Origin of the sequence: Chitinophaga sp. CF118, from assembly GCF_900112615.1 — a bacterium.
GTDB lineage: Bacteria > Bacteroidota > Bacteroidia > Chitinophagales > Chitinophagaceae > Chitinophaga.
Window position 1 is genome coordinate 149,578 of record NZ_FOMK01000012.1, and the last position, 13,736, is coordinate 163,313.

The following is a 13,736-nucleotide window of genomic DNA, read 5'->3' on the forward strand; positions in this document are numbered from 1 at the left end:
TTTTAATTCGCTGTTTTTAATTGCATCGGTCTTTCTAAACTATACAACCACCATGCACCAATACGCATGGCAAATTTGTACAACAGCACCGGAATCACGATGGCAAAACACAGGCAGATCACCAGCAATGCCGGAAGCCATGTTAAGCCAAACACTTTTATAAGAACCATCCGTACCGCAGATGCTACCAACACATGAGATACATAAATATATAATGAATGAAAACCTGCCACACGTAACAGCTTAAAGCTATCATAACGTTGCAGAATGAATGAAATATTGATCATGAATATGCACCCTACCAGGGCTATCACTGCAAATAGCAACGGCTGATGTTCTTCCACAAAGAGATTATAGTGCATTGCCAGATTGCTGAACAGGAAATAATATTGTCCGACAGCAAAGAAGGGCAGGAGGCAAGCAAACAATTTCCAGGAACTGTATAAGGGGTACTTACTGCTGTCAAGAATCTTATCTGCTATCAGTTCGCCGATAGCGAAGAACAGGTAAAAGTGACAGATATCGTACACGAATCCAAAGTCAATATGATTGATGGAAAAGTAACTGGAAAGCATGTAAAGGATGAACCCTACTGCAAGCTGATGCCACACTTTAAAATGCAATTTTTCTCTTGTTAGTATATATATAACCGTTACATTGAACAGTGCATACAAATACCAGAACTGATCTATTCTGCGGGGAAAGAGAATAACATATCCATAATCTACCCAGCTGCGGTTTGCATTCACATATCCACCCAGCAGGATCTGCAGGGTGATCTGGATCACAGACCACAATGCGTAAGGATATAATAAGATACTCACTTTGTTGAGGATCAGATTTTTTACACCTCTTTTAGCCAGGCTCTTTGCAATGAATACACCCGAAAGGATAAAGAAGAGGGGCATTCTGAAACTGTAAAAGATGATATTGGCATGTTCAAGCCAGCTGTACTGTGCAGCTTCCACCCCAGACCGGGAGATCCCTTCAAAGATATGACGGTACAACACCAGAATGATAGCAATCCCTCTTGCATAGTCTATCCATGCAAGGCGGTTACCTGAAAACGCTTTCGTATTTGGAAGGGCTTCGCTCATCAGATGTCGATATTTTCAGGTTCAACAAAGTTTAGAACGGCACCTTCAAATTTGTCCTGCAGACCTTGCAGGAAGGCGATCGATTCTTTATCTGTTTGTTTTATACTGGAGCGGGCAGAAATTATGGCAATAAGCGTATCTACATACTTTATCAATTCCTTACTGTCTGCACGGTCATTCATGGCTGCACCTTCCAGGAGGATGTAATCATAATGAGGTGTTAACTTTTCAATGTATTCCAGCAGATTGCCCTGCTTTAATACTTCTGAGGGAGTGTATTCACCTCCTTGACATCCTATAATATATATACCCGGCAATGAAGATTCAGTAATGAGTTTCTTTATCTGGTCAGCATTGAAGTTTCCTGCAGAAGAATTGAATGATTCAAGTACAGGTTTTGCACCAAAGTCACGGGTGAGTGAATTATTAGGGAATTGTGTGTCGATGATCAATACTTTTTTATGAGTCAGACTGAGACTGTAAGCCAGTGCTTTGATGATGGTAGTTTTACCTTCACGAGGCTTTGTACTGGTGAACAGAAAGGTTTTTTTACCGCTGTTTTCCATTTCAAAGCGCAGCTTTCTGAGCAGTTCACGGAATACGGCAGAGTCATGTTTTTTCAGGTGGGGATCGGTAAAGATCTCTTCTAATGATACTTTTTTAGGATTGATGCGGTTCACAACCCCCAGTAATTTCATTTCCAGTACTTTCAGGAACTGGGTAGGTGTTTTAATAGAAAGATCAATATACTCAAAGAAAACAATGGCAATACAACAGAATACCAGCATAGCCACAGCTGCCAGTGCAATGATGATCAGTCTTTTGGAAGGCTCCGGTTCCACTGCTGGCTGTCCGAACAAGATCTGGTGGAAGTTATCCATTGGAGCGATCTTGTTATTTACAGCTGCATCATAGCGGGATTTGATACTTTCATATTCCTGCTGTGCCAGTTCCACTTCTTTCTGTAACGCGAGGTTATTTGCGCCACGGGAAGCTGCAGCGCCCATGCTACTGTTTAATTGACGGATCTTCTGTTCATAAGCACCAATATTTACTTCTGAGCTTTTCACCTGTAGTTCCAGGTCACTTTTCTTTTGCTGAAGATCGGCCAGTGTATTACCTACTGTATTTGTGGGTGCCGCAGATGCCATAGCTGCCAGCTTAGCCTTGTAGTCACTTTTTAGCTTCTGATATTTGGTGTACAGGTCTGCATCATTAGCGCCCTTATTTACATACTCTGTATATGTTTCATTCATCTGCGTACGCAGGGAAGACAGTTCTGTATTTGCAGAAGAGGTAGCATTATTTGACTGGCTATTATTCTTATTCATTTCAGCCAGACGGATATTGATCTGTTGCAAAGTTAGTTGGGCACTATTCAATAAGCTCTTTTCATCTGCCAGCCTGTTCTCAAAATTGCTGATCTGTTCCAGTTTGCTGGAACTTTCTACAGATACATCAAGTGTACCCATGATTTTGATATTAGCAATCTTTGCATCCAGTTCATCTCTTTTCTGATCTACCAGCTTTTTTAGTGTTTCAATGTTTTGAACGGTTAGCTCGTTTCTGCTGGACTCATAGTTACGCAGGTATTCTGTACATACCTGGTTCACGATATAGGCAGACAGTTCCGGGTTAACAGACCAATATTGTATATCAATAAAGTCTGTACGCTGTACACGGCCTACATATAATAAATTACGCAATGATTCCAGGTTGTATCTGTACAGTTTCAGCAATTCCTGGATCTTTCTTTCTTCCGGATCATATGAACTCAGCAGTTGCTCATCATTATATTTTCTGGTAAGCATCTTAATAGCTTTCTGCCTGTCCAGAGTACGATAGATGTCAGTTTTGCGATCTTCTGCATTGGGAATGTGGAATGCCTTTTCCGGATTTTCCAGATCGTGTAACATGAGATTATATGAAGTCATTCCTAAAACGCGAGGTGATTTCAAGGCTTCTATCACGTTGCTGAACTTCACATCAATCTCGTAGATATTGAAACTTTCGTCTTTCAGTTTTACCTGATCGATAACTGTAAAACCAGTAGCAATCTGTGCTACTGATCTATATTGTTTCTCTTGTTCGAGGGTTAACAAAAATGCCACCAGGGCGGCCATTAGGGTACATGAAATAATTAACCATTTTCTCCTCATTAATGATTTAAACAAATAAATCAGGTCCATATTGACGGATACTTTAAAGTGTAAAATAATCTAATCTGAAAAATCCGAAAAAATCCGGCTTACACCGGATTCTTTCGGTAAAAATTTACAATGAATAGATAAGACTAGTTATTAGTTTTTAATTAGTTTAACTGTTTTAATCACTTTGTCTCCATCCATCACTCTCAGCAAACAAGGTCCGGTGGGTATTTGTTCACCACTCAGGTCAAGACTTACTCTCTGGGACCCAGAAATTCCTGATAACTGACGTGTGTACAATGTTCTACCGTTCATATCAAGTATGCTGACAGTGAATTTGCTGCTTGCTTTTCCATTGTTGCTTAGATCAAGCGTTATCTGGCCGTCAAACGGATTAGGATAAACTCTTGTAAGTGTAACATTACTTGTTGCACCTGTATTCAGCAACTGTCCATTCATTAATGAGCCTGCACTCTTAGCCATTACCAGTGAAGGATCGAGCTGACTGCTTTCTGGTGTGTAAGATTGTATTACCAGTGCTCCAATATATCCGAAGATAGAGGCTCCGCCGGCTGTTACTTTGATCAGAACTTCACCATTTGCATCAGGTGCCAGGTCATTAATCTGTACTGTTTGCGAAGTATTGTACCCTGCATTCAGTGATACAGTCGTCGTATTGATGGTATAGTTGGAGGTTCTGTCACCACTTCCGTCCCTGCTGGCAAAGAATACAAAGTTGTATCGTTTAGCCAGGTTCAGGCCTTTAATAAGTAACTGACCTTCCTCATTAATATCCATCCAATAGGTGCTTCTCATTACATTATCAGGATAAATGCCTGAGTTATTACCAGTGTTCATTCCAAAAGGATTGTCGCCGGTAAATGCTTTGGCGATTACCATGGTCAGCCCTGTGTTATTCCCGTTATCATCTTTCAGATCAGGGAATTCAATTCCTGCTGCGGGTGCAGAATTCGTGTTATTCCAAGGTACACCTGCAGGGTCGAATACGTTACAGTTAATGTATACAGCGCTAATGAATGTAGAGGCACTGGCCACATTGGTGAAATCGGATTTGGCAGTGTCTTTCAGTGCACGCACTTTGTAGTAGTAGCGGGCATCTGTAGCAAGACCACCATCTGTGTAAGTATTTGCGTTATTACCTAATGTTGACAGCAACGAGAAGGTACTGTTATCGGTAGAACGCCATACTTCAAAGCCGGTTTCATTATTTGAGTTATCCATCCATTTCAGCTGGATACTTGTTTTTGATGTGGGATTTGCAATAGCCGTAGTCGGATTGAGTGGTGTACCATTATCAATATAATACTGGATCACCACATCATTGATATATCCGTACAGGGCGCCGGTAGCCTGTTTAACAGTGAAATCAATCACACCTGAAGCGTCTGCCTCGATACCATTGATCTGTACTGTATTTAAACTGTTATTAGCGGCATTCAGTGTTACTGTATTGGTACCTACAGTATACTCTGTATTCTTATTGTCACTACCTATGCGGCTGCCAAAGAATATCAGGTTATACCGGTAAGTAGCAGACAATCCGGAAATCCTTATTCTTCTTGCTGTAGACTCGCTGGTGTAGTAGTTTCCTGCAATTGCATTATCAGGATACACGCCGCTGTTATTACCAGTTGTGGCACCGGAAGTATTGGTACCGGTAAAGGCATCCAGCAGCTGGATCCTGAAAGGAGTAGCTGTTCCTGTTTCATCCTGCAGGTTAGAAATTGATGCAGTTGCACCCGGATAGGAATTAAAGTTATTCCATGGAGCATCGGCAGGCAATGTCATGTTAAAATGTACGTATACAGAGGTCAGGTTCTTGTCTCTTACATAGAGGTTGAAAGTCCTGGTTGTACTACCTCCGTTATTATCATTCACAGTAACATTGATGCTATTGTATTTGCCAACGTTGCCGGCAGCAGGAGTAATGGTGATAGTACCTGTTCCATCTCCGTTATCTACCAGGCTTGCAAATGATGGCAGATTTGTTGCTTTGATGGTGAGGATATCTCCCGCATCATCCGTTGCGTGCAGGTTGATAGTAACGGATTCGTTATTCTTAATTGTTACACCTGCAATGCTATCCAGTTTAGGATTGTTGTTGCCGGTAGTAATGGATACTGTATCTGAATAAGCAGAAGCTCCATTTGAGTTGATAGCCCTGATAGCGTAGAAGTACTGTTTGTTTGCTTTTGCAGAAGTATCTGTATAAGCAACTGCATTCGCCGCTGTTACAGGATTCAGCAAGGTGTATGGACCTTCCGCAACTGGTGCACGGTATATTTCGTAAGCTGATTCGTTAAAGGCGATATCTTTCCATGTAAGACCTACGCCACTGGTAGCACTTTGTACTGCCAGGTTAGTTGGACGTGCAGGAGCATTGCCATCATCATAACTTACTTTCACAACCATTGCATTCAGGTAAGAATATACAGAGCCTGTACCATTCTGTAAATCGATGCTAATTTCGTTATTAACATTCGGAGATACGTTATTGATAGATACCGTATTTGTTCTATTGGAAGCTGCCTGCAATGAAACAGTAGTACCACCAATCGTATAGTTGGTCATACGGTTATCTGTTACATCTGCACGTGATCCGAAGAATGTAAAGCTATATTTGCTGGTGCTGTTCAGACCATACAATTTGAAAGTCTGTTTAGTTGTATTACTCCAGTAAGCAGTCTTCATTACATTGTCCGGATAAACACCAGAGTTATTGCCGGTAGAAACACCAAAGTAGTTAGAACCATTTCCAATTGCAGACCAATTGCTCACAATCTGGATACCGATAGAGGTAGCAATATTGCTCTGATCTTTCAGATTCGGGAACAGGTCGTTCAGTACCGGTTGTTTGTTAGTACTGTTCCAAGGAGCAGCCGGAGGATAAGAACCATCGGAGAAGTTCACATATATTGAACGACTTGGATCAACGTCCACTACAGTGATAGTGAAAGTTTTGGTATCAATACCATCACGACCGTCATTTGCCTGTAATGTTACATTATAAGTACCTGCATCTATATAACCAGGAGCCAGGTTTATTACTCCGCTATTACCTGATGGTACGAATGTAGCAAAGGAAGGTAATCCGGTTGCAGTCCAGGTCACTGTTTCTGCATTGTCATCAGTAGCTGACAGGTTGATAGCAGAAGTAGTGTTTTCATTGAGCGATACATTTGCAACAGGTGCTATTGCCGGAGTATAATTATCATTCACGGTTAAGGTGAATGAAGTTGTAGCTACTCCGCTGTGCTGATCTGTAGCTGTTACTGTAACATTCGGATAAGTACCCTGATCGGTTGTAGAAGGGTTGAATGTGAGTGTAGCTGTACCGTTGCCATTATCGGAGAATGCTCCGAAGGACGGTACATTGGCGGCAGTCAATGTTATTGTTTCTACATCCGGATCCGTAATCGTTAAGTTAAGTACCAGTTGGGTACCATATCTCACTGAGCGGTTTACCAGTTGCGTGATAACAGGAGAATTGTTCAATGTGCTGATGCCTGCACCATTCGTGAATACAGAGTAACCACCTTCATTCTTTGCACGTACCTTATAATAATAGGTGACATTGGCAAAAAGGCTGGAGTCTGCAAATGTAGCCTGTGCAGTACTATTGGCACCGATAGTGGCGTATAGTTTAAAGCTGCTGCTATCGTTCACTGCTCTATAAACTTCGAATTGTGTTTCAGTGGTTGAATTATCATTCCATTCCAGTTTGATCCGTGATGAGCTGAGCGCAGTTAATGCTAATGCTGTTGGCCCATTAGGAGTAGCAGGCATTGGCAATGTTGTAGCAGTCATTTTCGGATTTCCGAAAACGCTGTCTGCCATCAGGCGTTTAGATATACCAGGACCTGCATAACTGGCAGACAATGTTTGACCGCCACCTTGCTGGAAGTATGTTATAAAGATCGGATACCTGCCTTGGGTAAGGATTTTAATGCCGGAACGTTCGGTTGTTCCCTGCACAAAATTATTATTTACCACGAGGTTGGTTTCTGCAGAACCACCTATATACAATTTACTTCCATCATCAGAAGCGGTGTAGAAAGTGTAACTGCCCGTTGTTGGAATATTAATGTATCCGGAGAATTTAAGCGCGTAGTTGGTTTCGCGGTCTCTTATATCCAATGTTATATTACCTACAACACCTGTCTTTATAGGAGTGAGAGCACTGAAATTCGGTAGGGAGCTATAATTACCCGGGTATATTCCATATAGGAATCCACCACTTTCGTTCAGGTTTAAACCTGAGTTTCCGTATTTATTAATCGCTTTTAAACGGTAGTAATAAGCAGTCTGTGCCACCAGGTTGCTGTCAGTATAAGCAGTTGTATTTGCTGGTACTGTGGCAATGGAAGTGTAAGGACCTGCGGCTGCGGTAGCGCGGTAGATCTCAAAATTTGTTTCGTTATTACTGCTATCTGCCCACGTGAGGCGGATCTTACTGTAAGTAAGGGCAGTTGCAAGGAGATTACCTGGAGCTTTAGGTACACCTGGAGATGCTGGTACTATTTCCTTATAATAGTCAGCAGCGATCGTTTGTTTACTGCCAATACCATTAGCGGTATTCTTCCACATAACAGTCATACCCTGTGAGCCTGTACCTTCGAAGTAAGCTATCGCTATCTGGTGCATACCAGCGGTAAGGAACCTGGTACCTTCTCTATCCCGTGTATTATGGATACCGTCGTTATTTACCACTGGAGTAGCCGTTGCATTATACTTGGTATCAATCCACAGTTTACTGCCTGCATCTGAATTAGTCATGAAAGTATAATTACCGGTAACAGGGATACGGATGGATCCTTCCCATACAAAACCAAAGTAATCATCCTGTGTACGTACACTGATATCAGGTGTGGCAGAGTAGCCTGTAGCGTCCGGAGTAAGAGCATTAAAGTCTGGTAATGTAGTCCATGTACCGGTATAATATCTGTACGCCAGTCCGTTGATATACGCACCTGCACTTACCTGGTTGCTGCGTGCAGAAGAGTTGCCCGCTATATCCCTTGCTTTTACCACGAGGGTGTAGATGGAATCATTCTTCAGACCGTAAACAGTGAATTCGGTAGTGTTGTTATCAACAGTATATGATTTAATACCGTTGACATAGATATCGTATTTATATACGCCTACATCATCAGTAGAAGGATCCCATTCCAGGGATATTGCTGTAGCCTGAGTACCGGTCACTGTGAGGTTTGCCGGTGCTGTAGGTGGCGTAGCATCTACCTGTGTTTGTGCGTTAACTTCAATACTTAATGGTGCCGCGCTGGTATTATTTACTGCACGTACAACATAGAAATATTTCGTGTTGGGATTGAGGTCGGTATCCGTATATGTTACAGCGTTAGCTGCAGTAATATTTATAAGCTCGTAAGGACCGCCAGCTGTGGCTGACCGGTAGACCTCATAACCTGTTTCATTATAAGTAGCATTCGGATTATCTGTCCAGTCGAGTGTGATAGCAATTTTAGAAATTGCGGTAGCTGCAAGCCCAACAGCCGGTGATGGCGCGTTAGTACCATTAGCAGCTGTTACTAAGAAAGGAGCAGAGAATGCACTGGAACAACCGAATTGTTCTGTTACTTTTGCCTGGTATTGTCCGGCAGTAGTTACATTCAGTGTTTGTCCTGTTCCAAGTGTGGTTGTATCACCTACTTTCTGCCATATGTAAGAAGTATATCCTGTTGGCAGACTGAGGGTAACAAATGTTTTCCCGTCTGTTGCCGGAATTACTTTACTCATTAAGCCGGAAATACTAATAGGAGGCGTTTGAGTAGGCGCCTTCAATTTTACTACAACAGGGCTAGGGGACCATGGAGACCATACTGTACCTCTTTTAATTCTTGCATCGTAGGTACCAAAGGTTGTTACAACTAATTCATTTGTAGTAGCACCTGCAATGGTAACACCATCTTTGCGCCATTCGTATCCGTCAAAACCTGCTGTCAGTCCTAGTGTTGCATTCACTTCTTCGCCAGGGCAAAATTCATAATGACCGAACTTCGGCCATGGATTTGCTTTATGTTGTCTGTTTATGAATGGCCAAAAATCCGGCAGATCCCAGGAATTGTTCCAGATACCATGACCTCCGGTAGGGAAGAGTGTTTCTTTTACATTTGCACCTGCAGCAAGTGCAGCATTCATCACCTGTTCTGTGGTATTAGGGTGGGGATTATTATCCAGTCCGCCCTGGAAAATCCACATTGGGATGTATTTAAAAGTATTGACCTGATCTTTATAGGCAACAGAACATCCACTTATTGGAAGAAAACCTGCAACCATTTTAGGATAAGCAAACATAAACTCCCAGGTGGAAGTTCCGCCTCCTGAAAGGCCGTTATCAAATATTCTATTCTCATCCAGTTTATTACTCCGGATGAGTGTATCAAGTATCGTTTTTATAAACGCGAAATGTGGGGCTCCGAAAAAGCCATTAGTACTTTGTGGTACAAGGATGAATCCATCGAAATTACCATTATCTACATTGGCGCAGAATTTTCCGCCACCGTGATAAAGGGAATATTCATTGTCATACACGGTACCAGACTCGCCTTTGCCGTGAAAGAAAATGAAAATGGGGTAGGTTTTACCATCGTTTACGCCTTGCTGATAGGTTTTGGGGAACTTCAGCCTGAAAGGCATACCGTTTAGGTAATAACATTTGTACGAATCTTTGTTCGTGAAATTTACAGCGGTACGAAGTGTTCGCACCCATTTTCCAATAGTGCCCCAGGCGGGTGTAGCTGGCGGATTATTGGGGTTGTAGGTAATAACGGGGTCGCCTGAATTAAAGACCTGAGCCCTGGCATGATTGCCAAACCCCAGGAACAATAAAAGGCAAATTGTGTAAAAATGCTTCATATAGATAAGTGTTTCAGTTATAGACTGATTTAATACTTACCCGGGAAATTGCTGGCACTAATCACGTAGTATGAATGCTGATTAAAATAACAATACGCCAACTCTAAACCGAGCGGCTCTTCTAAGGAAAACGGTCAAAAAAATTAGGTGGCTTTAAATGAGGATGTGGTAAGAGAGAGTAAAATTCGATGCTAAGGTATTGAAAAAATTAAACCGAGCAAATGTTTTTTAGCTCATTAACAAATCGTTTGTAATTACAGCTTAATACTCTCTGCTATTATTTTTTTTTCCTGAACTGCAGGCTTCCTGCTTCCATGCAGGTAATATCCAATAAAAGTGTATCGTACAAACCATTGGTAGGTAGCCAGTGATATAATAACAGGTAAAATGAAGCTGATTAATGGTTTCAGTGGTCCCCACAGAGAAGTACTGCCAAGCCAGATCTGTACTGCATCTACAATTGCTACATGCACAAGGTATGCCCAGTAAGAAGAATCAGACAGATATCGCATAACAGGAGATTCTGCGTTTACAAACCGAAGGAAAATACCCAGTAATCCTAATACGAGCGTTACGGTTGTAACGGACATTAATACTTTTATCATCCAGTCTTCTTGTATATAATTGCTTCCAACGGCTGGGAAGTAGGCAAAAGAATATACAATTGCTGCACAAAAAATGCCTATAGTCATAAAAAGCGTTCCCCGTCTTTTTAACATAGGGAAGTATTTGGGCATATTACCGTGCAATACCCATCCTGCATAAACGAACAGGCCGTAATACAAGATATAAGCTATCCTGGGTCTGAGCCCGGGTGTATATTGTATATAAGGTGAGTCGAACAGCTGTAGTGTCAGGAATGACAGGATAATGAGTAGTGGTGCCGCCAGTGCTGGATTCACTCCCAGCAACAGAATGCGGGCAGTTAGTGTATTTTTCTTCATCAAAGGTCTACGCCAATTCAGAATAAAGATCCCTATCACATAAAATAGTGACAGGTAATAGAGGAACCATAGATGTAGCGGCCCTCTCCAGATGAAAATATCGTGTATTATGGTGAGCAGATCGTTTATTGTAAAATGAGAGCCTCCTGCAGTAACGGAATTAAATACACCTGGCAGGTAGGTGAGGGGTAATATCGTGAACAGACCTATTATAAAGGGGAGAAGGATCCGTTGCGTCCGGTGTTTGATAAACGAAGCTACGCCTACGCGATAGTAGAGCAGGCGAAAGAAGAACCCTGCGATCAGGTAAAACAATTGCATCCGGAAAGTGTGGATGAAAAAGAAGATCAGGTCGAAAGCGTTGTTATGATACAATGGATCCTGGTACATTTCTTCAAAGGGCCTAACGGTATAAGCCATTACTGCATGTAATAAAATACCAAGAAACATGGCAAGAGCTCTTAACGCATCCATGCTGGAAATACGGGTTGTATTGGCTGATGCTGGCATGAGTAAAATTTAGATCATATATTAATATAGGTTACTTCCCGATGTGCTTTTTCCCACACGGAGGACTGTTGTTTTCTGATGTACTTGAAAAAACCTTCATATATCGCTACGTTCATGAAGGTGAAGTAAAAAGGTATATAGCAGGGTTTGAACTTTATATTTTTAGATGCAAGGAACCATCCTGCCAGTGCCAGCAGGTAAAAGATTACCTGTGCAAAGAGAATGGAGGTATAAAACCAGCCAGCCTGGAAGTAAGTGAGCACTGCTGCTGACAGCAACAACAGAGAAAGGCTTAGTGGGCTTAATGTCCAGCGTAATACCCGGTGTGAGATGTATTGAAATGACAGCAGGGGATAACGGAAAATATTCAACAGATTTTTAAGCATCACGATTGACTGAAATCCGCCAGCGCTGATCCTTACTTTCCGTTTATGTTCTTCTTTAATATCCATAGAGGGGGCTTCCATTGCATATGCGTCTGGCGCATAAGCTATGCGGTATCCCATCTGGTTCACCCGCAGTGAAATAATGAAGTCGTCCAGTATTACGGATGTATCTACAGGAGAGAACAGGCTGGTACGTATGGAAAATAATTCTCCTGCGGCACCTACTACGGTATAAAAGGCCGCATCCAGTTTTTTCAACAGGGATTCATATTTCCAGTAAATGCCTTCTGTGGCTGCTGCGGTGTTACCATCCTGCATTAATACCTTCTTTTCCCCGGCAACTCCTCCTGTTTTTTCATCGCGGTAATGTTTTACTATATTCTTTACTGCCGACACATTTAATAATGTATTGGCATCGCAGAAGATCACGAAAGGAGTAGTAACTATCTTCATTGCACGATTAATCGCAGCCGTTTTCCCTTTTCTCTCATATTCATGCAGGGAAATAATACGGGGATATCTGCGCACTATATTTTCAGTATCATCTGAAGACCCATCTGTAATAAATATAATATCAAGCTTATGTTCCGGATAATCCAATGCAAGTGTATTGTTGATCTTTTGTTCTATAAAAGCTTCTTCATTATAGGCTGCAATAATGAGGGTAACAGAGGGTTCAAACTCAGTACTGTCATGAGTTTCAGGCTGCAAAATGCGTTTTAAACGCACCAGCAGGGCTAACAGCAAACCATACCCGAAATAGTTATAAAACAGGATGCTAAGACTGATAAAAAATATAGATTTCATTAATAACATAAGCTAGTGGGGTAAGTAGTATAATGCAAACTTAAATAAGAAATATCACTGTGTACGTTAATAAGGGCACATAAAACCATAAATATTTATCGTTCACTCTGTAATTTACCCCGTTTACGAAGAAATCCTGACCATTTACCAGATTGCTGATATTAAAAAATAATAATTACTATACTTTCACCTTGGATTTAGAATAAAAACCACCAAAGTTAATTAGGGACTCAGGAAAAAATCTTTCAGATATTTTTCTTGTACTATTCAGGAATAATAAATATTTTTACCTTGAATTTAGTTGCGCCTACCAATAATTATTACCATCTCCTCTGAAATTCACAGCTAATCCAATTTGTCCTGAAAGAACTTATGTCGCAGTATATGCGTGTTTGCGCAATTGCTGAGACGGCGTTTATACTGGGAATAATTTTACACTACCTTATCCTCCTGGAAGATCGAGAAAAACCATTTACCCCAATCTGTAGCGTTTGGTTACGGCAGGGGAGTGATGGATCTTTTATTTTGTAAACCGGAGATTAAATGAAGAAGAAGACAATTTTAGTAGTGGATGATAGCGCCCCAATGAGGATCTTACTGGAAGCAATGCTAGGCCATAAATATAAGGTCTTTGCTGCTACAGATGGATTGGTGGCTACCATGTGGTTATCTAACGGAAATATGCCAGACATGATTATTACAGATATTCAGATGCCGAATATTGACGGATGGCAACTAACAAAGAATTTATCCGGGAATGCATTATACAGCGATATACCTGTTATAGTACTGACTGGTATGGACCTGAATGGCAATGTACCATTATATCCAAATGTAGCAAGAGTTATGAATAAACCGTTTGATCCTGTAAGGCTGATCGAGATTGTAGATCATTATCTGCACGCAAGAGAGTCTGTAAGTATTGCAGGGTAAACGTCCCCCTTGAGT

The 13,736-nt window shown here is 41.5% G+C and carries 6 protein-coding genes; 1 reads left to right on the top strand and 5 read right to left on the bottom strand.

The annotated features are described in order from the left end of the window. Window positions 1-2: 2 nt before the first annotated feature. The 5 genes from BM176_RS28925 to BM176_RS28945 form a co-directional block, all read right to left on the bottom strand. Window positions 3-1,097 (bottom strand): acyltransferase family protein, encoded by a 1,095-nt coding sequence (locus BM176_RS28925; protein ID WP_090107891.1) that lies wholly within the window; start codon window positions 1,095-1,097, stop codon window positions 3-5. Beyond that, entirely contained in the window at window positions 1,097-3,286 is a 2,190-nt protein-coding gene (locus BM176_RS28930; protein ID WP_090107892.1) for a GumC family protein, read from the bottom strand. Before BM176_RS28930 ends, BM176_RS28925 begins: the two co-directional genes overlap by 1 nt. A 111-nt stretch (window positions 3,287-3,397) precedes the next feature. Then, the gene (locus BM176_RS28935) at window positions 3,398-10,141 is read right to left on the bottom strand and encodes a fibronectin type III domain-containing protein (RefSeq protein ID WP_090107893.1); all 6,744 of its coding nucleotides are present in this window, start codon (window positions 10,139-10,141) and stop codon (window positions 3,398-3,400) included. 254 nt (window positions 10,142-10,395) lie between these two features. Next, window positions 10,396-11,595 carry an acyltransferase family protein gene (locus BM176_RS28940; protein WP_090107894.1) on the bottom strand — a complete coding sequence of 400 codons (1,200 nt, stop codon included), beginning with the start codon at window positions 11,593-11,595 and terminating at the stop codon, window positions 10,396-10,398. Between the two features lie 14 nt (window positions 11,596-11,609). Further along, window positions 11,610-12,788, bottom strand: a complete 1,179-nt coding sequence (locus tag BM176_RS28945; RefSeq protein WP_090107928.1) for a glycosyltransferase family 2 protein — start codon at window positions 12,786-12,788, stop codon at window positions 11,610-11,612. 543 nt (window positions 12,789-13,331) lie between these two features. Between BM176_RS28945 and BM176_RS28950 the strand changes: the two genes are divergently transcribed. Continuing rightward, a complete protein-coding gene (locus tag BM176_RS28950) occupies window positions 13,332-13,721 on the top strand; it encodes a response regulator (RefSeq protein WP_090107895.1) in 390 nt (129 codons plus the stop codon). Window positions 13,722-13,736: the final 15 nt, after the last annotated feature.